Raw genomic sequence first — 26,215 nt, 5'->3', positions numbered from 1 at the left:
ATTGAGTTGGCATAACCTTTGCAAGATACATTTTGATGCAATTTAAAACATAAATCAGTCAAATATCCATCATGGGGAGATCAAATGATGAAACTTGCATATAAAGCAGTGGCCTTAAGTGTTATGGCGATGGCTTCAACTTTGGCAATGGCTGAAGAATCGAATGCGCTGTCTCAGGCAGGTGTAAGCTTTGCAGGAACCGCTGCCTTAACTTCAGATTACCGTTATCGTGGTGTGACCCAAACTCAAAATGACCCTGCGGTGCAAGTTGGCTTTGCATTAACGCATGAATCAGGCCTTTATGCGGGTGTCTGGGGTTCCAATGTAAATTTTGGTGGTGCTGATCCACATCTTGAGCTAGACCCATATGTTGGTTATGCAACTGAACTGCCATTTGCAGGCAAACCCACTTTGGATGTTGGCCTATGGTATTACGGTTACCCAAGCGCATCAGATATCAACTGGCTTGAGCTTTACGCAAAACTTGGATTCAAGGATGTATTGACCTCTGGTGACAGCTTGCTGGGTGCAGTCAACTATACCAATGACTTTGCTGGTCTGGACGAGAATGGCTGGTATGTAAATGCAACCTATAATGTGCCGTTTGCCGCTGGCTTTGGTGGTGTGGCAAGCGTTGGCTATACCAAGGTGGATAACTACGACTTTAGCGACAGTGGCAGTGAAGATGACATCTATGTTGACTGGAAAGTGGGCCTAACCTATAACGTGAAATCTGTTTCTGGCTTGACTGCTGAATTGGCTGCGATTGGCACCAATATTGATGCCAATGCCCAACCATACAAACGCGGTACAGAAACGGGTGCGGTGTTTACCTTAACCAAGGCATTCTAATGTGGCTAGGGATGTGTTGAACTTTCATTTATAAAGGTTTGCCAGATCCTCTAGCGAAAAAAACAGCCAGCACATATGCTGGCTGTTTTTTTATATCCGAAATTCGCCTAATGTGAGTGATCCATTCACTATAGGGAAAAGCATCCCTGCACTTTTAGGGCGCACAGGAACGCTAAAAAAAGCGCCGTTTTCATGCGCCAACATTCTCCATGAGCGCACACTATTACCGCACCATATCGGTAAATTCTGAGTAAATATTAAAATTTATCAGGAAAGGTACTCATAATTAATTTTATATCTAATTGTTATTTAATGTAAAAATATATTATTTCACAAAATTTTTTCTAAAGGTCCTGTATCCCATAAAAACTGGCACAGCATTTGCTGATTACACAGTGATGCAATTCAAAACATGAATCAGTTGAACATCTATAATATGGGGGAGATCAATATGATGAAATTTGCATGCAAGGCTATTGCTTTAAGTGTTATGGCTGCAATGTCAACTTTTGCTTTGGCTGAGGATAGTAAGCTTCCATTCCCAGGTGAAGTCACAGGTAATATTAGTGCTGTATCCAGCTATAATTTACGTGGCATTACCAATGCACCTGAAAATAGTGGTCCAGCTGTACAGGGTGGGCTGGACTATGGCTACAATGGCTTCTATCTAGGTTATTGGTTTTCAACCCTGGATTATTCATATGCCTGCCTAAACCCAGCAGGTTGTACTGCGACAGATGAGAGAAATTCATTTGAAAATGATTTTTATGCAGGCTATAAAGGAAAAATCACAGATAATCTAGGCTATCAAGTTGGTGGAACAATTTATTATTACTATCCTGGCTGGGAATCAACAGGATATGAAACTTTCCTGGGTCTAAGCTATAAAGAACTCACCGTAACGGCTCAAACGCTACTCAACAACGTTACTTTCGGTAACAAGGGTGACACCTATTTCCTTGCGACTTATGCACCTGCATTGCCTGCTGGTTTTACAGGTAAGGCGCAGATTGGTGCTTATTATTATGGGGATGATGATGAGTTCACCGCAAAAACAGAAAACACTTTTGCTTTCCGTCATGCAACGCTTGGTTTGTCTCATGCTTTAGGTGAAACAGGTGCAAACTGGAGTCTGGATTACATTCTGGGTGGCTATGACCGTACTGAAATCAAACAAAAGAACAAGGTTGTGTTGGGACTGGCTTACGCTTTCTAATAACAATAAAAATCAAAGCGACCTCTAAGGTCGCTTTTTTTATGGCCTGATTTAGGCTGAATTACCCCGATAAGACAGTGCTTCAGTTAAGTGCGAACTTGAAATGATTTCACTTTCTGCCAAATCCGCAATGGTTCGTGCCACCCGTAACACCCGATGGTAGGCACGGGCTGAAAGATTTAGGCGCTGTTGGGCCATCTCAATAATTTTGCTTGAGCTGTCATCCAGACAGGCATATTGCTCCAGCAAAGTAGGTGAAAGTGCCTGATTTAAACATTGTTGCCGCTGAATTTGCTGTTGATAGGCTTTCATCACCCGCTGACGCACCGTTTCAGAGTTTTCACTCGGTGTCCGTTCTTGTAATTCATTTGCCTGCAAAGGCGGTACATCAATATGCAGGTCAATACGATCCAGCAATGGGCCAGAAATACGGTTTTGATAGCGTTGGATACTTTCAGGTGAACATTGGCAGCGACTGTCCTGATTAAAGGCATAGCCACAGGGGCAAGGATTCATCGCGGCAATAAACTGGAAATTTGCTGGAAAGGTCATTTGCCTTGCAGCGCGAGAAATGACAATTTCTTTGGATTCAAGTGGCTGGCGTAAAACCTCAAGGACTTTTCGGTCAAACTCAGGCAGTTCATCCAAAAATAACACACCTAAATGGGCCAGGGTAATTTCACCTGGTTTAGGTTGTGAACCACCGCCTACCAATGCAATTGCCGAAGCAGTATGGTGGGGTGCGCGAAACGGCCTCTGCCCGAAGGTGTGCTGAGCATTTGCAACTGAGTAAATGCTGGCAACCTCTAAATTTTCCTGTGCATTTAATGGCGGCAAAATAGAGGGTAAACGCGAGGCGAGCAGGGTTTTACCTGTGCCTGGCGGACCCTTAAATAACAGCGAGTGTCCACCAGCGGCGGCAATTTCCAGCGCACGGCGGGGGCGTAACTGTCCTTTGACATCGGCGAGGTCAAATGGATAACGTGAGGATGCCGCCATTGATTTTTGTGGTGCAGCTTTTAGTAGCGAATTGCCCAGAAAATGTGCACACACCTGCTGTAAATGACTGGCTGCATACACTTCAAATTCAGGCAGTTGGCTGGCTTCATCGAGATTAGCGGTTGGCAGTAACAAGCGATGTCGTGCCTGTTGGCAAGCCATGGCAATGGTCAATGTTCCTGAAACAGGGCGTAAATGCCCATCCAGGGCAAGTTCACCAATAAATTCAAAACCATCGGTACAGTTTTCGGGTAACTGTCCAGAGGCGATCAGAATACCCAGTGCAATCGGCAAGTCTAAACGGGAACCATCCTTGGGCAGGTCTGCGGGTGCCAGATTAATGGTTAAACGCTTGGTTGGAAACAGAAAACCACTATTGATAATCGCAGAGCGCACGCGGTCCTTGCTTTCGCGGACTGCGGCTTCAGGCAACCCCACAATGGTTAGGGAGGGTAGGCCTGAGCTGATATGGACTTCCACTTCGATCTGGGGGGCATGTAGCCCCAGTAAGCCTCTCGTATAAATTTTGGCAAAAGACATTTTGTTATTGTTCCATCATGGTGCTTTATTGTTAGTCATTGTTCAGTATTGGTTGCACTAAGTTGGTGCTTATTTTTTGTTCTGCACCATTTCTTCAAGTGTTTTCATTTGCTGTTGTAACTCTCTCAGGCGCTGGTTGGCCAAATTCAGTGCTGTTCGCTGACGATCCAACTCCTGTTTTGAAACCAGGTCCAGTTTTTCGATGCTTTCATTCAGGAGGGCACGTAAATTTTTTTCTAAATCTTTTTTCGGCTGGTCAACTTGCTGCAAAATGGCTTGTAAAAGTGTCTCAATCATAAAGTGCTCAATCGGTTATGGGTATTTGTTGCCCAGTGTATCACTGCTCACCGCATTCCCATAGCCTTGTGCATCATGGCTGGATGAGTGACTGATAAATTTAGCTAAATAGTCGCAATTGAAACTTATTTTCGTTAGGGTATCTACATCTTCAAGGCTAAATAGGTTATAAAGAAAGCTTGTGTCCAGTATTTAAAAACCCCAACCTTTAAATATTGGCATGAAAATTGAACATAAAACCTTACTGGTGAAAATAAGCCGAAGGAAAACAAACATGAAGCTTGTAACTGCAATTGTAAAACCATTCAAATTGGATGACGTGCGTGAAGCACTTTCTGATATTGGTGTTCAAGGGATTACCGTAACTGAAGTCAAAGGTTTCGGGCGTCAAAAAGGTCACACAGAACTGTACCGTGGTGCAGAGTATGTGGTTGATTTCCTACCAAAAGTAAAGATTGAAATTGCGATTAGCGATGAAATGGTTGATGCGGTGATCGAATCAATTACCCGTGTCGCAAGCACAGGAAAAATCGGTGACGGAAAAATCTTTGTCACCAATCTAGAACAAGTCATCCGTATTCGTACTGGTGAGACTGGGCCAGACGCTGTCTAAATTGGCATAAAGTTTGCTGAGTTAGAAATTAAGACAGATAACTCACAAAATAAGGTTGGGGGACACGAATGAAAAAAATGCTTATGGCGCTCAGTCTATCTGGCGCACTCTTAGGTGGCTCTGCTGTGGTCTGGGCAGAAGACGCCGCATCTACACCAGTCGCTGCTGAACAAACTATGGCGGCAACTGATACCGCGGCTGCAACGCCAGAAACTGTGGTGACTGAGGCGCCTGCAATTGAAGAGGCAACTCCTGCCGCTGAAGCTGCACCAACAGTGGATACAGGTGACACGGCTTGGATTCTGGTTTCAACAGCGTTGGTTCTGTTAATGACCATTCCAGGTCTGGCTTTGTTCTACGGTGGTATGGTACGTAAGAAAAACGTACTGAGCACCATGATGTTCAGCCTTTCTGCGGCAATTTTGGTCAGCTTGATCTGGGTGATTGCAGGTTACTCACTTGCGTTCTCTGGTACTGGCGCATACTTTGGCGACTTGTCGAAAGCCTTTCTGAATGGTGTTGCATTCGATGCCTTGAGTGGAACTATTCCTGAAAGCCTGTTTGTTATTTTCCAAATGACCTTTGCCATTATTACTGTTGCGATTATTAGCGGCTCAATTGCAGACCGTATGAAATATTCAGCATTCATGGCATTCATCGCAGTTTGGGTGATTCTGGTTTACGCACCAATCACACACTGGGTGTGGGCAGCGGATGGCTGGTTATTCAAGGCAGGCGCACTGGATTTTGCTGGTGGCACAGTAGTTCACATCAACTCAGGTGTTGCTGGTCTGGTTGCTGCTTATATGCTGGGTAAACGTACAGGCTTGGGCCGTGAGTCAATGGCGCCACATAACCTGACTTTAACTGTTGTGGGTGCAAGCCTGATCTGGGTGGGCTGGTTCGGCTTTAACGGTGGTAGCGCATTAGGCGCTGGCGCTCGTGCAAGTATGGCAATCCTGGTCACTCAAGTTGCCGCAGCCGCAGCCGCATTCTCTTGGTTGGTGGTTGAGCGTGTCGTTCGTGGTAAAGCCTCAGTTCTTGGTGGTGCTTCTGGTGCGGTTGCTGGTTTGGTTGTGATTACACCTGCTGCTGGTTTCGTCGGTGTCGGGGGTGCGTTGGTGATGGGTCTGATCGGTGGCGTGGTTTGCTTCTGGGGGATTACTGCACTGAAACGCCTACTTAAAGCAGATGATGCATTGGATGCCTTTGGTCTACATGCTGTGGGTGGTATGGTGGGTGCCGTATTAACAGGTGTCTTCTATAGCGATGAAATTATCAAGGCGGCTGGTGTGGTTCTTGCTCCAACATTTGCAGGTCAATTGTGGATTCAAGTTGAAGGTGTGTTGGCAACCATCGCATATAGCGCAGTGGTGACATTCATTATCCTTAAAGTGATTGATCTGGTGATTGGTATCCGTGTCAGCGCTGATGACGAACGTATGGGTCTTGACCTAAGCCAACATGGCGAACGTATCGAATAACTGATTATTCAGTGATCCAAAAACAGCCCATCAGGGCTGTTTTTTTGTGTCTTTGCCCTTGAATTTCCTTTTATGCGATGATTAAAACCGTGCTCTGCTTTTGCTCAGGTTCAGCAATTGCCTAAACTTTGCTACACTTAAGCAAAGTGATAAATAACTGCGCCACTATGCATTGTCCATTTTGTAACGCTGCTGATAGTAAAGTGATTGACTCCCGTCTAGCCGCTGAAGGCTGCCAGATTCGCCGTCGCCGTGAGTGTGTTGTTTGCGGTGAGCGTTTTACCACCTTTGAGAGTTATGAAGTGGTGATGCCGCGTGTGATTAAATCAGATGGAAAAAGTGAACCCTTTGATGAGGAAAAACTCCGCCGCTCATTGATGCATGCCCTGCAAAAGCGTCCTGTGACCCAGGAGCAAATTGAAACGGTGCTCAGTGATATTCAGTCGCAGATTCGCCGTCTGGGTGAGCGGGATGTGAAGTCGAGAACCATTGGTGAGATTGTCATGCAGGCACTGTTTGCGCTGGATCATGTCGCCTATGTCCGTTTTGCCTCTGTTTACCAGGATTTTCAGGATGTTGAAGCATTTCGCCGTCAGATTGAGCAAATGCAGCAACGTGAAAATGAAAGCTGAGTTAGAGAAATCATGTCGGAATTAAAGTCAGATCAATATTGGATGCAACGTGCCATTGAGTTGGCTCGGCTTGGACAATATTCAACAAAACCAAATCCGAATGTGGGCTGTGTCCTTGTCAAGAACGATCAACTGATTGGAGAGGGTTTCCATCCTAAGGCGGGGCAGCCGCATGCGGAAGTTTTTGCATTGCGTCAGGCAGGTGACAATGCCAAAGACGCAACCGCTTATGTGACCCTGGAACCCTGCGCGCATTACGGCAGAACACATCCCTGTGCCGAAGCCTTGGTGAAAGCACAGGTCAGGAAAGTGGTGGTTGCCTGTTCAGACCCAAATCCACTGGTGGCAGGGAAAGGTGTGCAAATCCTGCGTGATGCGGGGATTGAGGTTGCAATAGGTGTTTGTGAAGCGCTTGCAAAAACACTCAACTCTGGTTTTTTAAAGGCTATGTCCACAGGCTTGCCTTATGTACGTTTAAAAATTGCATCCAGTCTGGATGGACGTACCGCGATGGCGTCGGGTGAATCGAAATGGATTACAGGCCCGGCCGCGCGGCAGGATGTACAGCATTGGCGTGCAGTTTCTGGTGCAGTGATTACGGGCATTCAAACAGTACTGGCAGATGACTGCGAACTTAATGTGCGTTCCTTGGACAATATTGATATTGAGACCGTGGTACAACCCAAACGTATCGTGTTAGACCGTCAGGGACAGTTGCCACTTGTTGCCAAGATATTACAAAATCCTGAAACAGTGATGGTGATGACACCATTTCGTCAGGAACTTGCCGATTTAGGCGTGATACAATTGTCGCCGCAACCTTTAAGTCAATTATTGCAGGCCTTGGCTCAACAATACCAAATTTATGATGTATTGGTTGAGGCTGGCGCAACGTTGTCCACCGCCTTTTTACAGCAGAGTTTGGTTGATGAAATGATCAGTTACGTTGCACCCACCTTACTTGGTCAATCTGCCCGTGCAATGTTCAATGCTGAATTTAGCCAGATGGCAGAGCAACTGCGGTTTGAGTTGGTCGATATCACCCAACTTGGGCAAGACATTCGCCTGAGATTGCTCCCTATCCAAGAGATGATATGAATCCAGAACCATCGGTTTATCACAAACGTCGGCACGCAGCACGTACCACTGACGAATATCTTTTTCATCAGCTCGTTCCCTATCTCGGTAATAAGCGTCGTCTATTGCACCTTATTTTGGAGGCGCTTGAGATTACGGGAACACTGAATAGCAAGAAAAAGAACCCACCGATTTTTGCTGATTTCTTTGCGGGGAGTGGTGTGGTCTCGCGTTTGGCGCGCCAGAATGGCTATCGTGTGATCGCCAATGACTGGGAACCCTATAGCCATGCCTTGAACCATGCCATTTTGGCCTGTGTTGATGCGCCTGCTTTTAAGGAACTGGGTGGCTATCAAAAGGCCATTGATTATCTCAACCGTCTGCCTGAAGTTAAGGGTTGGGTTACGCACAACCTCTGTCCGCGCAATGACGATGTGTATGATCCAGCACGTGACCGTTTGTTCTTTAAACGCCGTAATGGCATGCGGATTGATGCGATTCGTCAGCAAATCGCAACCTGGCAGGCACAGGGTGCAATCAATGATGTGGAAATGAGTGCATTACTAGCACCATTGCTGTATTCGGCAAGCTTTGTCAGCAATACCAGTGGCGTATTCAAAAGCTTCCATCAGGGCTGGGGGGGTAAGACGCAAACAGCACTGGAACGGATTGAATCCTTACTGTGGCTGACCCCAAGCCGTTTCTGTGAGATTGGCGATACGAAGCGTCCTGCGGCTGAAATGTGGTGTGTGGATGCCCAACATCTAGCCAATCAAATGAGTGGCTTTGAGGTGGATGTAGCGTATCTCGACCCACCCTATAATCAGCACGCCTATAGCAGTAATTACCATGTGCTCAATGCACTGACTTTATGGGATCAGGTTGATCTGCCACCACCTGATACCAAAGGCTTTAAGAGTGGAATTGACCGTGCCTGGCGTAAACAGCGTCCGAGTCAATATAACTCATCCAAATATGCCAGAGAGGCGTATGAGAAGTTATTGGAAACCATTAATGCCCGCTATATTTTGACCAGTTATTCGACTGATGGAAATATTGAACCGAAAGACCTGCTGACCGCCAATTTAAAACGCGGCAAGGTCACATTGCTGACTCAGGATGTTCCTCGCTATCGGGTCAGTAAACAACGTCAGTCTGAACGGGCACGGGTACTTGAATTTATCGTGATTACCGATACCCATGCCAAGTCTGGTCCACCATTGCGACAGCTTTTAGGACAGTTGTATCACTTTGCTGAATTGGGTGGGGTGGATACTACAGGCAATAGTACCCAATTGGCCTTGTGGTAAAAGAGGCGTTAGGAGAGATTTTATGTTTACAGGCATTATTGAAAGTTTAGGTAAGGTTGAGAGCCTGCAAAGTGTAGGCGGTGATGTTCGTCTACGTATTCAAACTGATTTGGATATGTCTGATGTACATTTGGGAGACTCAATTGCCACCAATGGAATTTGCCTGACGGTCATTGAGTGGGGCGAAAACTGGTATGCGGCGGATGTTTCGCGTGAGAGTTTAAACCGTACCACACTAGGCCAATGGAAAGTTGGTCAGGCGGTGAATGTTGAAAAGGCGATGCTGCCGACCACACGTTTTGGTGGGCATATTGTCAGTGGGCATGTCGATGGTTTGGGTGAAATCACCCTGGTACGTCAGGATGCACGTTCTTTGTATTTTGAGGTCACCGCGCCTACTGAGTTGGCAAAATACCTGGCAGAAAAAGGTTCTGTGACGGTAGATGGCATTAGCCTGACCATTAACCATTTACGTGGCAATATCCTGAGCCTAAACCTGATTCCACATACCGCTGAGCGTACCAATATTGGGACATGGCAGGTTGGAAGCAAAGTGAATCTGGAAGTAGATGTATTAGCTCGTTATATTGAGCGTTTATTGTTGGGTGATAAGGCCGCAGAGCAAAAAACCGAATCGAATATCAGTATGGCGTTTTTAGCGGAAAATGGTTTTCTGAAATAGAATGGCAAGCAAAAAAAGCCTAGTTTGATGAACTGGGCTTTTTTATCATTTCTCGTCTGAGAACTGACTGTTTTTCAATATGTAGTCAATTTCGTCCTGAGCCAGTGCATGAAGCTTGGCACGGAATACAGTTACTGCCTGTTCAATCAAACTTTCCGCTTCCAGTTCCAGTCGAACACGGACACTTTCCAGCTCAGACAGAATTTGCTGATCTTCAATCACAACGCGCTGACCTTGGGCGTAATCAACGCTTGGCTGTTCAGGATTGACCTGATAACGTGCAGTTTGTTGTGCAATTTCCTGATCAATGTGTTGTCGAAGAGCAACAAGATTTTCAGTTTGCTGTTCAAACTGCTGTTCTTCATCTGCCTGTAGCTGTGCTGCATAAGCCGCTTCGGCAGCACGTTTTTCCGCCAATGCCTTTTCCAAAGCCTGCTGTTTGCGGATACGTGCTTGTTCGATCAATTCTGCCTTTAAGTCGGCATAGGCCTGATCGATGCGTTGTTGGGAACGCTGCTGTGCTTTCTCTTCGTGTTGCATCCATGTTTGAATCAGGGTTTGCGGTAGCAATAGATCACAGATACGTGCCAAATCTTCCTGATAAGTCTGGCGGACTCTTTCAGGTGCATTTAACCAGCGTTTTTTAAAATCCTGACCTACATTTAATGCCACGCGACACTCCTCAAAATGATGCTTTTTGTTGCAGACTTATAATTTAAATGTTCGAGGTTCGATACCCAAACGACGATACATTTTAAACTTTTCCCGACCAGCCTGTTTCGCGGTTTCATTATTTTCAATAATTTCGATAATGTGGCGAAAATCCTGAGTTTGTTCAAGTGCATGATTGTTAAAATTAAACACGATCCAATCATTGGATGGTGGCAATTGTTCTGAAATGCAGACGGAACTATGCGGTTGATGAATACCATGCGGTATAAAACTCTGGGGATCAAAAGTCCAAAGCTGTTCATCTAGTTCGGTTTGTAATTCTGGATCAGCACAATACCACCAGATATGGGGATGCTGATTCAGGATTTTTCGACATAAACGGCAAGCACTTTCGACTTGCCGTTCGGTACTATTTTCAAACAGATAAAAACTGATTTGTGCCATGTGTTAGCTGTTCGTTGCAATACGATTGGCTAAAAATTGCATCAGTAGGGGGACTGGTCGGCCTGTTGCACCTTTGGCGGCACCTGACAACCATGCTGTGCCCGCCACATCCAGATGTGCCCAGCGATAGTCACGGGTAAAACGTTCAAGGAAACAAGCCGCCGTAATGGCACCGCCATGAGGGCCACCAATATTGGCGATATCGGCAAAAGGAGAGTCCAGCAACTCCTGATATTCTTCCATCACTGGCATACGCCATACACGATCCAGTGACTGCTCGCCTGCCTGTTGTAAATCCTGGGCAAGTTCATCATCTGGTGTGAATAAACCACTGACCACTTTACCCAGCGCCACCACACATGCACCTGTCAGCGTCGCAATGTCAATCACAAGGGCAGGGTTGAAACGTTTGATATAGGTCAGTGTGTCACAAAGTACAAGGCGGCCTTCGGCATCAGTATTCAGAATTTCAACGGTTTGACCGCTCATGGTGGTCACGATGTCACCTGGACGGGTGGCATGCCCTGATGGCATGTTTTCAGCCGCAGCAACCGCACCGACCACATGAATTGGGAGTCGGGCTTCGCATAATGCGCGGATTGTACCCAGTACCGAGGCCGCGCCACACATATCAAACTTCATTTCATCCATACCCAAGCCTGGTTTAAGTGAAATGCCGCCTGTATCAAAAGTCACGCCCTTACCGACCAGTACCACAGGTGCCTGATCTACCTGGGTATTGTATTCCAACGTGATCACGCGCCCTGGACGTTCTGAGCCTTTGCTGACGGCAAGGAAAGCATACATGCCCAGGTCAGCCATTTGCTGCTCATCCAGTACCGTGACTTTGAGTAGGTCTGGATATTGTGCGGCAAGGGCAAGGGCCTGATCAGCAAGATATTCTGGGAAGCAAAGATTCGGCGGGCAGTTGCCTAAATCACGCGCATAGTTTTGACCTGACTGAACTGCATGAATCAGGTTGAGTTGGGCATCATTCAGTGGGCTTTCGCTTGCAACCAGATCAATGCTTTCCAACACAAATTCATTCTTCTTGGATTTAAATGCATCATAGCCATAAGCTGCCTGTGTCAGGTTCAAGGCAAACAATCCATGTAAATCAGTCGGTAACGCCGAAATGTCTAGCGTGATGTGCTTAAATTTATTTTGTGATGATTTGATAATGGATTGTGCGAGTTTTGCTAATTTAATGGCTTTTAATTCTGCACTTTTCCCAAGACCCAATAGTTGGGTGTTTGGCTGTACCGCAATATTGGCAATTAACGGCAGGCTTTCATTAAAACCCGCCTTAAACTGAGTGGCATTGAGAATGTCATCTAGCTGGTTGATTTGATAAGCATTTAAATTCTGTTGTAATTGTTCTGAATCAACCAATATCCACAAAGATTCACTTGATGTTTGTGCTGGAAATGCAGTTTGCAGTGTAAATTTCATTGTCTGTTTCGAACCTAATGGACAAAAAAGAAAGATAAGTCCATTAAACACTTTCAGATATGAGGTTGCAATCGGCAACAAGCGATAGGTTTTATATTTTTAACATTCGGGTAAACTACAGTTTCCTTTCGACTGACTCTATCTGGAAGCATTACCTTGATTATTCGGCGTTACCTCGTCAAACAAGTGGTGTCCACCTCGCTGGTGGTGACTGCCTTGCTCACCTTAATCATTATGGGCGGTCAGTTGATCAAGATTTTTGGACGTGCTGCACAGGGTCGTTTGGACGGTGGTGTTCTGCTGAGCATCATTGCCTATCGCTTGCCTGAGTTTTTAACGTTGATCCTGCCATTGGGCTTTTTTATTGGCCTGATGCTGGTGTTTGGTCGTCTGTATGTCGATCATGAAATGGCGGTGCTGAATGGCAGTGGCGTGAGCCGCAACCAGTTGGCACGACTCTTATTGCCAATGACCCTGGTATTTTTGATTGTTCAGTCTATCTTGATGTTTTGGGGAGCATCTTCGGGAATACGCGCCTATGAAAGCCTGATGCAGACTCAGGCTGTGCGTGCGGGCTTTGATCTGGTTCGACCAAAGGAGTTTATCTCTTCTGGGCCGTATACCATTTATGCAGGTTCGCTTTCGGAAGACCGTAAGAATTTAAAGGATATTTTTTATTACCAAAAGTCGGATCGGGAAGATAAGCCTGATGTGATGATTCTGGCGAAAGAAGCCACCCGTGTGGAAATGGCCAATGATACCGCCAATGTGGTTGATCTGGTTCAGGGTCGCCGTTACGAAATCTATCCAAACCAGCCTCGATATACCCAGGCCGAGTTTCAGTCCTATCGTTTACGTCTGGAAAATGATAAGGATGTCAAATTTGAAAGTGATGATGTGGAAGCATTGCCGATGAGCAAGCTATGGCAAAAGCGCGATGATTCCGTGGTGCGGAGTGAGCTGGGCTGGCGGATTTTTGGTCCATTGGTTATGGTGATTGCCCTAATGCTGACCGTGGCTTTATCTGAGGTTAGCCCACGGCAGGGACGTTATTACCGTCTGATCCCTGCCATTTTCATTTTTGCCAGCCTGATTGTGTTGATGATCGCGATTAAAACGCGGATTAGTAAGGAACAGCTAGATATCTGGGCCTATCCAGTGGTGTTGTTGGTATATGCAGGTGCTGCGGCAATTTTTGCCCGTAAACAGAAGCTGGCACCCAAAATCAAGAAAAGTATGCAGCGAGTGGGGTTGTGATGTTAGCACGTCGAATAGTCGCCAGACATGTCACCAAAACCACGGTTCTCGCCATGCTAGGAACCACACTGGTACTGTCTTTTCTACAGGTGTTGTTTACCTATCTGGGTGAGCTGGGTTCACTTAAGCCCGATTACAACGCATGGCAGGCGTTCCTGTTTGTGATGTGGGGTGCGCCGCGCTATCTCTATGAAATCCTGCCTGTTGCGGCATTGATTGGTTCGGTTTTAGGGCTGGGGGCATTGGCATCCAATAGTGAGCTGATTGTGATGCGTTCAGTGGGCATCAGCCTATGGCGCATTGTGGGTTGGGTAATGCGTTCAGCTTTATTGCTGATCATCCTGTCGTTTGCCTTGAGTGAATGGGTGATCCCATATACCAATGAAAAGGCGCAGAGCATTAAAACACAGCGTAGTGTCGCATCCTTGGGTGAGGTAAAGGGCTATTGGTCACGTGAGGGGCAGCGCTTTATCTATATTGACTATGCCAATGCCCAAGGGCAACTTCGTGATATTAATGTCATTGATTTTGATCAAAACTACCGTTTGCAGTCTTTTGTCAGTGCCAAACAAGGGCAGTTTGTCAAAGATGGACAGTGGACTTTAAAAGAGTCGCATCAGGTCGATTTACTGGCTCAGGGTAATGCGATCAAGACTGATCATGAGCAACAGCCACTGGGACTGGCATTACAACCTAAATATGTACATATGGTTACGCTGGACCCAGAGGATTTATCGCCAAGCCAACTGATCAGTTTTATGCGCTACCTGAAAGAATATAGTCAGGTGCCAAAAACCTATGAATTGGCATTCTGGCAAAAAGTTGCTTCACCCTTTGCCCTGATTACGCTGGTATTGATCGCCTGTTCCTTTATTTTTGGTCCATTGCGTCAGCAATCGATGGGTTTCCGTCTCGTAATTGCATTATTTACAGGACTGGGCTTTTTCTATTTACAGGATTTTTTGGGCTATGCCAGTCTGGTGTATGCGCCTTCCCCAGCGTGGTTTGTCTTGCTGCCAATCCTGTTGATGTTTGTGGCAGGAAGTTATTTGCTCTATCGCGCACGCTAGAAGTCTGAATGGTTTGAATTGATAATCATTATTGATTAAAGCGTCTGCAAGATCATGGAGAAATTTGTCAAATTTCGGTAAACTATGCCGATCAAATGATAGACAAACAGAGAGTCCATTATGACGGATGCAAATGCTGGCAAAATTCCTCACGTTCTGGTCATTATGGATGGCGTGGGACATCGTGAAGCGGTTGAGGACAACGCTTATCTGGCGGCAAAAACGCCAAACCTCAGCGCCATGAAAGCCAGGCATCCCAATAGTTTAATTTCTGGCTCTGGTGAGGATGTGGGCTTGCCTGATGGACAGATGGGCAACTCAGAAGTGGGGCATATGAATCTGGGTGCAGGTCGTGTGCTGTATCAGGATTTTACCCGTATTACCAAGGACATTCGTACTGGTGATTTCTTTGAGCATGAAGTGCTGGTGGATGCGGTGGAAAAAGCCAAGGCAGCCCATGGTGCGGTGCATGTGATGGGGTTGTTGTCAGAGGGTGGTGTACACTCGCATGAAGACCATATCGTTGCCATGTGTGAGCTTGCGCTAAAACGTGGTGCAACAGTATATCTACATGCATTCCTCGATGGTCGTGATACACCACCACGCAGTGCCAAGCCATCGCTGCAAAAACTGGATGCCATGTTTGCCCAATACCCAAATCAGGGGCGTATTGTCTCAATGATTGGCCGCTATTTTGCAATGGACCGTGACAATCGCTGGAACCGTGTTGAAGAAGCCTATCGCTTGATGACCGAGGGTGAGGCAATCCGTGTTGCCACTTCTGCGCTTGATGGCTTGGAACAGGCCTATGCGGCGAATGAGAACGATGAATTTGTTCGAGCAACCCGTATTGGTGAAACCGTCAAGGTACAGGATGGTGACAGCATTGTATTTATGAATTTCCGTGCTGACCGTGCCCGTGAAATCACCCGTGCCTTTGTTGAAAAGGATTTCGCAGGCTTTGAACGTAAAGTTGTTCCGCATTTGTCAAAGTTTGTGATGCTGACCCGTTATCAGGCCAGCATTGATGCGCCTGTTGCCTATATGCCTGAAGAACTTAAAAATTCCATTGGTGAATACCTGTCTGGTTTAGGCAAAACCCAGTTGCGTATTGCTGAAACTGAAAAATATGCCCACGTCACGTTCTTCTTTAGTGGTGGTCGTGAAGATGAATATACAGGTGAAAAGCGTATCCTGATTCCATCACCAAACGTGGCAACCTATGACCTGAAACCTGAAATGAGTGCCATAGAAGTCACTGATGAACTGGTGAATGCCATTAATTCAGGTGAGTTTGACCTGTTGGTGGTGAACTATGCCAACGGTGACATGGTCGGGCATACGGGTGTGTTTGAAGCTGCGGTAAAAGCGGTTGAGACAGTGGACACCTGTTTGGGACGTGTCTATGAGGCTGTCATGGCAAACAAAGGGCATATGTTAATTACCGCCGATCATGGTAATGTAGAGCAAATGCAGGACTACGACAGTGGACAGGTTCATACCCAGCACACTACTGAACTGGTTCCATTTATCTATGTTGGGCCAACGCAGGCAACCATTGCTGAGGGTGGGGTTTTGGCAGATGTCGCGCCAACATTGCTTCATTTGATGCAGATTCCTGTACCGCCAGAAATGCAGGGCAGGAATTTAATTACTTTGGAATAAATTTCCCTTAGCTCCTCTTTTTAAAAGAAGAGCTTGTTTAGAAAGGTGAACCAATGAACCAGCACAACAACATCCACAGGGCTTTCTATGCAGGTTTGTTGATGTGTTGGGGACATATCCTATATGCAGCACCAAGCCCACATCCATCGGGCTGGGTGGAGGAGACTGCATCGCATAGCACCGCCGAAGTGCCAATTGAGTCAATTCAACAGTTTGTACAAATCTATGGCATTGTACGGGACAACTATGTTGACCAGAAATCTGATGATGCCCTGTTCCAGCAGGCCATTAAGGGATTGGTCAGTGGTCTGGATCGCTATTCCCGTTATCTGTCTGCTGAGGAATATCGCCAGCTGATTCAATATACCGAGGGTGATTTAGCTTCTGTTGATTTTAATTTAAATTATGACAGCTTTACCCGCTTATGGCAGATTCATGACCTAAAAACAGGGTCGGATTCCAATAAGCTGGGATTACGTAATGGGCAAACCATCCTGAAAATTGACAATCAGGAATTAAAGAGCCTGAATCAAGATCAAGTGCAGGGTTTACTTTATGGATCGATTGGCAGCACCCTGCAAATACAACCTGAAAACAGCAATAGCACGGTAATTCTGGTTCGGAATAAAAAAGTTGAAACTGATATTGAACCTGTTTTATTACATAATCAGGTACTGGTACTCAAAATTCGGGTATTCCAGCAGGATACAGCCAATGAAATCAAACGACTGATTGAAGAATACAGTTCAACCAAGTTAAAGGCAGTTGTGCTGGATTTACGCAATAATCCAGGTGGACTGCTTTCCGCTGCGGTTGAATCCGCAGACTTATTTTTGAATCAGGGACTCATTGTCACCACAAAAAGCCGTTCTGAGGGCGATCAGCAGTTTCAGGCATTGCCCTCCAATGAGTTTCAGAATATTAAACTGGGGATTCTGATCAACCGCCGTTCCGCATCAGCGGCTGAAGTGTTTACCGCAGCCCTGAAAGAACATAAACGGGCATGGGTGATTGGGGAGAACAGTTATGGTAAAGGTGTGGTACAAAAACTGTTTCCACTTCCAAGTGGCGCAGCCCTGCAAATGACGGTATCGCATTATTACACCCCAAATGGCCACATGATTGAGGGACAAGGGATTCAGCCAAACCAGACCTATCACTTGCCACCAGAAATGAAAGAGGACAGTTATTTAGACCATGTCACTGAACTGGTGCTGAAAAGTAAGCTTTAACATAATAAAACCCCTTTTTAAGGGGCTTTATTTTTAGATCAGCGTATTACTCATCATCTTCAGTATCGAGTCCAAATTTTTTCAAACGATAGCGTAAAGAGCGGAACGTCATCCCCAGTTTCTTGGCCGCCAGAGTACGGTTCCAGTGGGTGAGATTAAGTGCATTGAGCAGGATTTCTTTCTCAATATTCTCTAGATAACGTTCCAGCCCTTCAGGTGGAAGCTTTTTAGAACTCATTGCAGGGCTAGCGCTTTGATGAGTCTGTTCATGTTCTTCCTGCGTTGCAAAGGGCATGCTGATAGGAGTCGCAATTGAGCCGCGTAATGGGGCTGTTTGCAAGTGTGCAAGATCGATATTTTCGTCATCACTGAGGGTGATGGCGCGTTCAATGATATTGCGTAACTCACGCACATTGCCTGGGAAATATTGTTGTAACAGGAATTGTTCTGCACGAGAAGACAGGGTTTTTGCAGGGAGTTCCCATTCCTGGCTAATTTTCTGGATAAAGTGATTCGCCAGCAGGAGAATGTCCTGGCCACGCTCACGCAAAGGTGGCAGCACGATATCCATGACGTGAATACGGAAAAATAAGTCCTGACGGAAGCGGCCTTGTTGAACCAGAAGTTCAAGATCCTGATGGCTGGCACTGATCACACGGAAATCAACATCAATTTCCTGGTCTGAGCCGACAGGGCGGATCTTCTTCTCCTGTACGGCACGTAATAATTTGACCTGCATATTGAGTGGTAGTTCTGCGATCTCATCCAGAAACAGGCTGCCACCGTGTGCTGACAGAATTAAGCCCTGTTTGTCCTGTGCTGCACCTGTAAAACTGCCTTTCTTATGTCCGAACAGTTCACTTTCCATCAATTCGGTTGGAATGGCACCACAGTTAATTGCAATAAAAGGCCCTTCACTACGGTTACTTAGACGATGAACCAGATTGGCAACGACTTCCTTACCTGTTCCAGACTCGCCCGTGATAAATACAGGTGCCTGAGAACGGGCAATTTTCTTGAGTGCGATACGTAATTGTTGAATTGGTGCCGATCGCCCAATCAGTAATTTATTTTCTAAAGCTGTTTCAGCCGCTTCCTGTTCAGGTTGCGGGCGATTTAACGCTTTTTGAATCAACTGGTCTAAATGTGTTTGATTGACAGGCTTACTGACAAAATCAAATGCACCCGCTTTCAATGCCGCAATGGCAATATCCATATTGCCATAGGCAGTTAGTACCGCAATCGGTGTATTGGGATAGTTCTGTGTTACGTGTTTGACTAAATCGAGACCATTACCATCTGGAAGGTTTAGGTCTGTTAAACAAGCATCATACTGAAATTCAGTAAAAAACTTTTTTGCTTGCTCTACACGATAGGCGAGATGGGTTTTAATCCCCATTCGTGCAAGCGTCATTTGCATGAGGAGACATAAGTCTTCTTCATCGTCTACCAGCAAGACGAGTGGTTGTTTAGCTGCCATTTCCCCGAAAACCTAATCTAAATCAATGGATTTTTGAGCATTCAATCCTGAAACATGCTCCTTGTTGTCGCTCAACATAGGTGAGCTTTGCATGATTTGCCTCACAAAAGCTATGAGATAGGTACAATCCTAAACCAGTTCCTTTAATTTCGGTACTAAAAAATGGCTTGAATAGCTGAGATATATCGCGTTTTGCCACCCCTGTACCAAAATCAATGACATCAATGCAGATTCGCCCCTCTTTTAAATGCACCTGCACCTCAATATGTTCCGCATCTGCGGCATTATGTCTCAATGCATTGCGAATCAGGTTGATCATGACCTGCCTTAACTGTTTTTCATCAAACAGGATACTGGCTCGTTCAGGAAGATTGAGCTGAATCTGTTGTTTTACATCAGCCAAATCTTCATTGAGTAGGCTACCAAAAAAATCAGTCAGGTGAATGACCTGCGCCTCTGTGGGCTTGTTGCGTGCCATTTCCAGCGTATCCTGAATGATGCTGTCAATCCGCTTGGCCTGTTTGCCAATCATGCGTGAAAGCATGTCCTGTTGATGGGCATCACTTTCCTTGAGCAGTTCATTGGCCTGTACAATTGCAGCCAGAGGGTTGCGAATTTCGTGAGCGATACTGGCGGAGAGCTGTCCTAAGGCCGCCAGTTTCAATTGCTGGACTTGCTGGTTAAGTTTCTGTGCATCTTTTAAAATCAATAAAATGAGGAATTGTTCAGGAACGACGAGGTGCTTAACCTTTATATTGACGGTATAAGGGCTTTGTTGGGATTCAAAACTAAATTCCTCACCATCTTTCAGGTCACTGAGCCTGATCAATTCGAACAGGTCGGCCTGCCATTTGATCAGTGGTGTTTTTTCCGCCGAAATAGGAAAATGAACACCCAGCAGGGTATTGGCGGCGGGATTGCTGAGTACAATATGGCTGCTTTCATCCAGCACCAGATAACCATCCTCGATCTGTTCGAGAATATAGCGGTTAATGTTCTGGAGTTGATGGATCTCGATAGATTGGTGGAAAGTTAAGGTTTCCAGAATTTTAAAGCGTTGCACTGCAATACGGCCAATCGCATGCACCACAAAAAATAGAAAGGCAAGGAGAGCGCTATTGCCGAGATGATTTAAATTATTGTAGTCAAAAAAGTTGCCAAGAAAACGCTGGTAAACCACCATAATTACCGCGAACAGCGTGACGATTAAGGATAACTGGGCATTAAGCAGAATGGCGGATGAAAAAATAATAATAACGTAGAGCAGGCTAAGCTGGAGGTTTGGCCCACCTGCTGAAAATGTAATTAGGCTCAGGCAAATCACGTCAACAATAAACACAAAGATCAGTTGCTTGGTGATTTGCAGTGGAAGCAGTTTCAGTAAAAAGAGCTGGAAAATATTGACGCAGGTATAACACAGCAGTGTATAAAAATAGAGAAAGGGGTATTGATAGTTGTTGCCCAGTTGTTCTGCGGTAAGCACATAAATCAGGATCAGGCTGACTGAAATAATCAGGCGATAACCACTATACCAAATCCCTAGTCGATAGATAGTCTGTGATACAGAGGAGGCAATTTGTCCCAACATAGGCGATGACTAATGATTAAGGTTTAATGAGTCCATATCGAATCGCAAGGTGGGTGAGTTTGACATCGCTATCAATTCCCAGTTTTTCAAAAATACGATAACGATAGGTGTTTACGGTTTTTACACTAACGAATAATTTATCTGCAATTTCCTGGGCACTGATACAGTTGACCACCATCATTGCCACCTGCATTTCACGTTCAGAAAGAGCATCAAATGGAGATTGTTGGGTGTCGGAAAGATAGGAACTGGCGAGTTGTTCGGCTATGTCGGCACTGAAATATTTACCGCCCTGCATCACCTTGTTAATGGCACGCACCATTTCTGTAATCGGCGCACCTTTGGTGATATAACCCTTTGCCCCAGCCTTAAGTAACAGGGATGGATAAGGTTCTTCTGCAAGGCCACTCACCGCAATTACTTTGGTGTCAGGTGCGGTCTGTAATAGCCGACGTGTGGTTTCAACCCCACCAATCCCAGGCATGTTTACATCCAACAGCACCACCTGCGGATGTTTTTGCCGAACTAGGGCAATGGCTTCTTCTCCAGACTCAGCCTGCCCAACAACATCAACATCTGGATGGTCTTCCAGCATACGGCAAATGCCTGTGCGTACGAGCTCATGATCATCAACAACAAGAACAGTGATCAAGAAGACCTCCTTTTTTTCAGAAAAACTGGTTTTTTTGTTACATAAAGCAAAATTAGCTTGCATTGAAACGACAAAATTAGCAATCCTATTCTCCGTTTCTAGCGAATAGTTGTACACAATTGTGTCTATAAAAGCTTTACCCGATTTGTTCAAATGTAAGGCATAATGATAGTAAGCGCAAATGTGCAGCGTCCTGAGTTGAGTATTGTGTCGTGAAAAATTCTAAAAAATCTGTCATGCATGTGTTGGGCATGTCTATTTTGTTGGCGTGGAGTTCAACAAGCTTTGCCGAGCTGGTGGTCAATAACAGTCCAGTTGCTTCGGGTACAAATGGTTCTGCGTCGTTAAACTGGTCTGCGAATGATGCCAGCCAGTTAATGGAGGAAGATGAACCTTTAGAGATTAGTCCGCAAGGCTCGACCTCTGTGACGACAACTTTGCGCAGTGGTGGTTCTGCAACCATTACATCGTCGAGTAGCCCTAAAAATACTGTACAAATTCGCGACACTTTTAGCAACAGCATCAATTATAGTAGCCAGCCTTCAGTCAATGCCCGCGCTGCGCTGGTGATGGATGCGCAAACGGGTGAAGTGCTGTACAGCAAAAACAGCAACATGTCTGTGCCAATTGCGTCAATTACCAAACTGATGACAGCCGTTGTGACTGCTGACGCACGTTTAAATATGTCTGAAGAAATTACATTGCAATCCATTGATTTTGCGGGTGCAGGTGGCAAAAACTCCAGTTCAACCCTGCGTGTTGGCGACACAATGAACCGTGCAGAAGCATTGTTGTTTGCCTTGATGAAGTCTGAAAATCCTGCGGCAGCCGCTTTGGCTCGTACCTATCCAGGTGGCCGTCCTGCCTTTATTGCAGCCATGAATGCCAAGGCAAAGCAATTGGGTATGAGCTCTACCCGTTTTGCTGAATCAACGGGGCTGGACCCTCATAATATTTCATCAGCACGTGATCTAGGCATTCTAGTCAGTGCAGCTTCACAATATGGCTTGATTCGTCAGTTCTCTACCACGCCAGCCTATGACTTCAATCTAGGCTATCGTATGTTGAAGTCAAACAATACCAATGCCTTGGTGCGTAATGGTGGCTGGAACATTAACCTGTCAAAAACAGGTTATATCAATGAGGCAGGGCGTTGTGTGGTGATGCATACCACAGTAAATTCGCGTCCAGCGGTTGTGGTATTGCTTGGTGCATCCAGTTCACAGGCACGTACCAATGATGCAACCAATCTATTGAATTGGGTTGCGACACTGCCAAAACGTATTTAATACTGCGTAGATCAGTTTTTAAAATAAAAACTCTTCATCAAGAAGAGTTTTTTTATGCCAAAATGAAGCGACATAATTTGTCTTGTATCAACGCATGATACTGGTTTTTAAAATAAAAATCAGTTAATGTTGAATCATAACACTGGCTTTACAGTGCTTAAGTTTTACATCAGAAAAAACAAACAATTGAGTGATAAATAAATTAGGGGAACAACATGGGCAGCTATGTGATTCGTGAGAAATACTTTGGTTATAACGATGAAACTTTCTACGTAGCTGGCAATCGTATTGCTAATGTTTTTGATAATAAGCAACAGGCTGAATTAGCTTATAAAAAACTTGAGATAGATGGAGCGCGTGATTTTGCATTATATGAAGTTGAATCCCTTTTTGATGCTGATGAAGCATTATTGCAGCAATTAGATGATTTCGTATATTCACGTTGTGGTGAACATATCTGCGAAGCAGGGGATATCTCTGACGATGTATTACCAGTAAGTTTAAGTGACGATGATACCTTTGAATTTATTCAGCTTGCTGGAATGCAAAAATTCCAATTGGTTGAATTCGAAAATCAAGTCAAATTTTATGGTTTATGGTCTGTAAAAAAACAACGATGGGTTGAGGAACATGATGAATGCTTTGCGGGTTTAATATATTTAGAAAATTTAGATGCTTTTAAATCTAAAGTTGAGCATATTTTTGCTGATTATGATTATTCAGCAATTGAACTAAAAGGTAGCTTAGAAGAACTTTCAGCGCAACCGATTTTATTGCAGGCAATGATTAGTGCACAATCTGGTTTAAGTTATGATGAAGCAAAACAAACTCTTGTCATTGATGCTTGGCAAGATGAAGCATTGTATGCTGTGAATTCGCTACTGAAGCAACCTTTGTTTGAAATTAAAGAAATTGGTCTAGAAGAAATTCAAACGATTGAAAAAGAATTGGCCAAGCAGTATAGCTATGATGAAGATGACTGGGGAGACGAAGAAGAGGGTGAAGACTTTGATGCCGAAGCCCTTGTTGAAGAACTCATTCAAGAGTTGGCAGAAGAACTGGACTTAAGTGATGAGCAGCGGGCTGAACTGTTTAAGGAAATGAAAAAAGAATCTTAACGCCTGAAGATTAAAAAAAACCTGCCGTAGCAGGTTTTTTGATCTATCAATGATAGCTTACATATTTGAAAGAATTGAATCTTTCACTTGGGCCATGGTGGCATCGATGGACAACATGACTGCATCAGCACATTGCTTGATTGCAGTATCAGGATCTTTCAAACCGTTACCTGTCACAGTACATACGATCACAGAACCCTCAGCAATTTTACCTGCTTTGATGTCACGAATAGCACCACCAATAGAAGCAGCAGAAGCTGGCTCCACAAACACACCTTCATACATTGAAAGCAGGCGTTGCGCTTCAAGAATTTCAGCATCCTGTAACTCATCAAACCAGCCTTTAGAATCACGTACCACCGCTTTGGCATGGTTCCAGCTTTGCGGATTACCAATACGAATCGCTGTTGCAACAGTTTCTGGATTCTCTACAGGCGCGCCACGTAAGAATGGCGCAGCACCAGCAGCTTGATAACCGACCATGGTCGGTAAACCTTCTGGTTTAGGGCCAGTAAATTGATCAGTTGATGCATCATAGATCACTTGTTCAAACTGGTCAGCAGGCTGGTTTGCAACTGCTTCTGTATAACCCATCCAGTGTGCAGTAATATTCCCTGCATTACCGACGGGCAAGCAGTGATAGTCAGGTGCACGACCTAAAGCTTCCACGATTTCATAGGCAATGGTTTTTTGACCTTGCAAACGGTACGGGTTGATTGAGTTTACAATCGTTACAGGGGCTTGGTCAGCCACTTCTTTGACCAGACGCATGCCGTCATCGAAGTTACCGCGGATTTGCATAGTGATCGCGCCATACATCATCGCCTGTGCCATTTTACCCATGGCAATCTTGCCTTCTGGAATGAGGACAAATGCCTTGATGCCTGCACGGGCCGCATAAGCTGCCGCCGCTGCTGAAGTATTACCTGTAGAGGCACAGATAATCGCTTTAGAGCCTTCCTCAACTGCCTTGGTCACCGCCATAGTCATACCACGGTCTTTAAATGAACCTGTTGGGTTCAGACCTTCGTATTTGACATAGATTTCAACATTTTTGCCAATAATACGTGGAATGTTCTCTAGTTTGATTAGTGGAGTATTACCTTCACCCAAAGAGATTGCACGTGTAGTTGCAGACACAGGTAAACGGTCACGATAACGGTCTACAAGACCAGTATAACGATTGGCATTCGACATGATGGTGTTCCAATATGAGGTAGAGCGGGGAGAGGGAAGTCATTTTCCCTCAACCTGATTAACTATCGAGCGATTCTAAACGAATTCTGATGATTTCGCCATGAATTGTAGGTAATGCCTGAATTTGTGCAAGCGCTTCATCCATCTTGGACTCAAGCACTGGATCAGTCAAAATCACAATCGGAATTAAATCCTTTAAGCGTGATTGCTGCATAATGGCATCAATACTGATCCCCGCACGGCTGAGAATGGTGGTGACATCGGCCAATACACCCGTCTGGTCTTCGGCATTGAGGCGAATGTAGTATCCAGTGGTCATTTCCTCACGGCTGAGGATTGGCACATTGGTGAGTGCTTCAAATGCCAGTTGAGGAATCGTTCCTGCACCATCTTCGGTATAGGAAATATCACGCACAATATCAATCACATCGGCGACCACCGCAGAAGCGGTTGGACCTGCACCTGCGCCAGCACCGTAATACAACGTAGGACCAACTGCATGAGCTTGCACAAGAACGGCATTCTTAACACCATTGACATTGGCAATCAGTTCTTCGGATGGGATCAATGTTGGATGGACGCGTAACTCAATTCCATTGGCTGCACGGCGTGCAATACCCAAATGCTTGATGCGGAAACCAAGATCTTCTGCATATTTCACATCTTGTGCGGTAATCTTGCTGATGCCTTCGGTGTAGACTTTGTCAAACTGTAGCGGAATACCAAAAGCACAAGAGGCTAAAATGGTGAGTTTATGGGCCGCATCAATGCCTTCAACATCAAAGGTTGGGTCAGCTTCGGCATAGCCCAGTTCCTGAGCTTCTTTTAACACATCTTCAAAGGCACGGCCTTTTTCACGCATTTCTGTCAGGATAAAGTTGCCTGTACCATTGATGATCCCTGCCAGCCATTGAATATGGTTTGCTGCAAGGCCTTCACGGATCACCTTGATAATTGGAATACCGCCAGCAACCGCCGCTTCATACGCGATCTGTACGGCATTGTCTTCTGCCGCCTTAAACAGTTCATTGCCATGTTCAGCAAGCAAAGCCTTGTTTGCGGTAACCACCTGCTTGCCATGTTTAATGGCTTCCATGATGACTTCATAGGCAGGATGAATGCCACCCATGACTTCAACCACGACATCTACATCAGGTTGACGTACGATGTGCATCAGGTCATCATTTTGTTGAATACCCTCAAGATTTAAGTCTGGACGTGGACGGCGTGTACCCACATGGGTAATTTGAATTTCTCGACCAGTACGGCGTTTAATTTCAGCAGCATTTTCTTGTAATAATTTAAGGGCTCCACCACCAACAGTACCAAGACCGAGTATCGCCAGACGAACTGGTTTCACGTCACACTCCATTTTATTCAATCGTTTTAATGAAGCT

Annotated in this window: 24 protein-coding genes; 14 read left to right on the top strand and 10 right to left on the bottom strand. The window is 45.4% G+C overall.

The features are described 5' to 3' along the window. Positions 1–84 precede the first annotated feature (84 nt). Positions 85–852 (top strand): TorF family putative porin, encoded by a 768-nt coding sequence (locus tag F973_RS13790; protein ID WP_004762397.1) that lies wholly within the window; start codon positions 85–87, stop codon positions 850–852. Between the two features lie 451 nt (positions 853–1,303). Beyond that, positions 1,304–2,068 (top strand): TorF family putative porin, encoded by a 765-nt coding sequence (locus F973_RS13785; protein ID WP_004762396.1) that lies wholly within the window; start codon positions 1,304–1,306, stop codon positions 2,066–2,068. Positions 2,069–2,119: 51 nt separating this feature from the next. Here the strand turns inward: F973_RS13785 and F973_RS13780 are convergent, their stop codons facing one another. Both F973_RS13780 and F973_RS13775 read right to left on the bottom strand, forming a co-directional pair. Then, on the bottom strand, positions 2,120–3,607 hold the full coding sequence (locus tag F973_RS13780; protein ID WP_004762394.1) for a YifB family Mg chelatase-like AAA ATPase: 1,488 nt from the start codon (positions 3,605–3,607) through the stop codon (positions 2,120–2,122). Positions 3,608–3,676: 69 nt separating this feature from the next. Beyond that, complete coding sequence (locus F973_RS13775) at positions 3,677–3,904, bottom strand: accessory factor UbiK family protein (protein ID WP_004762393.1); 228 nt, start codon at positions 3,902–3,904, stop codon at positions 3,677–3,679. Positions 3,905–4,178: 274 nt separating this feature from the next. Between F973_RS13775 and glnK the strand changes: the two genes are divergently transcribed. The 6 genes from glnK to F973_RS13745 all read left to right on the top strand — a co-directional run bounded on the left by glnK (position 4,179) and on the right by F973_RS13745 (position 9,702). After that, positions 4,179–4,517 (top strand): P-II family nitrogen regulator, encoded by a 339-nt coding sequence (gene glnK / locus F973_RS13770; protein ID WP_000780326.1) that lies wholly within the window; start codon positions 4,179–4,181, stop codon positions 4,515–4,517. Between the two features lie 68 nt (positions 4,518–4,585). After that, complete coding sequence (locus F973_RS13765; RefSeq protein ID WP_004762391.1) at positions 4,586–6,001, top strand: ammonium transporter; 1,416 nt, start codon at positions 4,586–4,588, stop codon at positions 5,999–6,001. Between the two features lie 167 nt (positions 6,002–6,168). Then, positions 6,169–6,633 (top strand): transcriptional regulator NrdR, encoded by a 465-nt coding sequence (gene nrdR, locus F973_RS13760; protein WP_004762390.1) that lies wholly within the window; start codon positions 6,169–6,171, stop codon positions 6,631–6,633. A 12-nt stretch (positions 6,634–6,645) separates the two neighbouring features. Then, on the top strand, positions 6,646–7,731 hold the full coding sequence (gene ribD / locus F973_RS13755) for a bifunctional diaminohydroxyphosphoribosylaminopyrimidine deaminase/5-amino-6-(5-phosphoribosylamino)uracil reductase RibD (RefSeq protein ID WP_004762388.1): 1,086 nt from the start codon (positions 6,646–6,648) through the stop codon (positions 7,729–7,731). Continuing rightward, entirely contained in the window at positions 7,728–9,020 is a 1,293-nt protein-coding gene (locus tag F973_RS13750; protein WP_004762387.1) for a DNA adenine methylase, read from the top strand. The genes ribD and F973_RS13750 overlap by 4 nt, the downstream gene beginning before the upstream one ends. Before the next feature lie 22 nt (positions 9,021–9,042). Next, a complete protein-coding gene (locus F973_RS13745; RefSeq protein ID WP_004762386.1) occupies positions 9,043–9,702 on the top strand; it encodes a riboflavin synthase in 660 nt (219 codons plus the stop codon). A gap of 45 nt (positions 9,703–9,747) precedes the next feature. Here the strand turns inward: F973_RS13745 and F973_RS13740 are convergent, their stop codons facing one another. From F973_RS13740 to F973_RS13730, 3 genes are read right to left on the bottom strand one after another with little or no spacing between them, the layout of a single operon-like run. Further along, positions 9,748–10,374: a cell division protein BlhA gene (locus F973_RS13740; RefSeq protein WP_004762384.1), complete on the bottom strand. Its 627-nt coding sequence runs from the start codon at positions 10,372–10,374 to the stop codon at positions 9,748–9,750. A 36-nt stretch (positions 10,375–10,410) separates the two neighbouring features. Next, the gene (locus tag F973_RS13735; RefSeq protein WP_004674261.1) at positions 10,411–10,818 is read right to left on the bottom strand and encodes a DNA polymerase III subunit chi; all 408 of its coding nucleotides are present in this window, start codon (positions 10,816–10,818) and stop codon (positions 10,411–10,413) included. Positions 10,819–10,821: 3 nt separating this feature from the next. Further along, positions 10,822–12,270: a leucyl aminopeptidase gene (locus tag F973_RS13730; protein ID WP_004762383.1), complete on the bottom strand. Its 1,449-nt coding sequence runs from the start codon at positions 12,268–12,270 to the stop codon at positions 10,822–10,824. 156 nt (positions 12,271–12,426) lie between these two features. Between F973_RS13730 and lptF the strand changes: the two genes are divergently transcribed. From lptF to F973_RS13710, 4 genes are all read left to right on the top strand, one after another. After that, complete coding sequence (gene lptF / locus F973_RS13725) at positions 12,427–13,527, top strand: LPS export ABC transporter permease LptF (RefSeq protein ID WP_004762381.1); 1,101 nt, start codon at positions 12,427–12,429, stop codon at positions 13,525–13,527. After that, complete coding sequence (gene lptG / locus F973_RS13720) at positions 13,527–14,597, top strand: LPS export ABC transporter permease LptG (protein WP_004762379.1); 1,071 nt, start codon at positions 13,527–13,529, stop codon at positions 14,595–14,597. The genes lptF and lptG overlap by 1 nt, the downstream gene beginning before the upstream one ends. 120 nt (positions 14,598–14,717) lie before the next feature. Next, on the top strand, positions 14,718–16,262 hold the full coding sequence (gpmI, locus tag F973_RS13715; RefSeq protein ID WP_004762377.1) for a 2,3-bisphosphoglycerate-independent phosphoglycerate mutase: 1,545 nt from the start codon (positions 14,718–14,720) through the stop codon (positions 16,260–16,262). Between the two features lie 53 nt (positions 16,263–16,315). After that, entirely contained in the window at positions 16,316–17,494 is a 1,179-nt protein-coding gene (locus F973_RS13710; protein WP_004762375.1) for a S41 family peptidase, read from the top strand. 46 nt (positions 17,495–17,540) lie between these two features. Here the strand turns inward: F973_RS13710 and F973_RS13705 are convergent, their stop codons facing one another. The 3 genes from F973_RS13705 to F973_RS13695 are packed head-to-tail and all read right to left on the bottom strand — an operon-like array spanning position 17,541 to position 21,214. Then, positions 17,541–18,974 (bottom strand): sigma-54-dependent transcriptional regulator, encoded by a 1,434-nt coding sequence (locus F973_RS13705; RefSeq protein ID WP_004762374.1) that lies wholly within the window; start codon positions 18,972–18,974, stop codon positions 17,541–17,543. A 22-nt stretch (positions 18,975–18,996) separates the two neighbouring features. Further along, the gene (locus F973_RS13700) at positions 18,997–20,562 is read right to left on the bottom strand and encodes a sensor histidine kinase (protein WP_004762372.1); all 1,566 of its coding nucleotides are present in this window, start codon (positions 20,560–20,562) and stop codon (positions 18,997–18,999) included. A 16-nt stretch (positions 20,563–20,578) separates the two neighbouring features. Next, entirely contained in the window at positions 20,579–21,214 is a 636-nt protein-coding gene (locus F973_RS13695; protein ID WP_034431290.1) for a response regulator transcription factor GacA, read from the bottom strand. A 212-nt stretch (positions 21,215–21,426) separates the two neighbouring features. Here F973_RS13695 and pbpG point away from each other — a divergent pair, with 212 nt between their 5' ends. Further along, positions 21,427–22,503, top strand: coding sequence for a D-alanyl-D-alanine endopeptidase PBP7/8 (gene pbpG / locus F973_RS13690; protein ID WP_155756473.1), 1,077 nt, complete (start codon positions 21,427–21,429; stop codon positions 22,501–22,503). A 215-nt stretch (positions 22,504–22,718) separates the two neighbouring features. After that, complete coding sequence (locus F973_RS13685) at positions 22,719–23,621, top strand: hypothetical protein (protein WP_004762368.1); 903 nt, start codon at positions 22,719–22,721, stop codon at positions 23,619–23,621. A gap of 57 nt (positions 23,622–23,678) precedes the next feature. On the opposite strand, the gene thrC is transcribed toward F973_RS13685, so the two are convergent. Both thrC and F973_RS13675 read right to left on the bottom strand, forming a co-directional pair. Continuing rightward, complete coding sequence (gene thrC, locus F973_RS13680) at positions 23,679–24,818, bottom strand: threonine synthase (protein ID WP_004674289.1); 1,140 nt, start codon at positions 24,816–24,818, stop codon at positions 23,679–23,681. Positions 24,819–24,876: 58 nt separating this feature from the next. Further along, the gene (locus F973_RS13675) at positions 24,877–26,178 is read right to left on the bottom strand and encodes a homoserine dehydrogenase (RefSeq protein ID WP_004762367.1); all 1,302 of its coding nucleotides are present in this window, start codon (positions 26,176–26,178) and stop codon (positions 24,877–24,879) included. Between the last annotated feature and the right edge of the window lie 37 nt (positions 26,179–26,215).

The sequence above is a fragment of the Acinetobacter sp. CIP 102129 genome (assembly GCF_000368305.1).
GTDB lineage: Bacteria > Pseudomonadota > Gammaproteobacteria > Pseudomonadales > Moraxellaceae > Acinetobacter > Acinetobacter parvus.
This window is presented reverse-complemented; position numbering and strand designations above follow the sequence as displayed.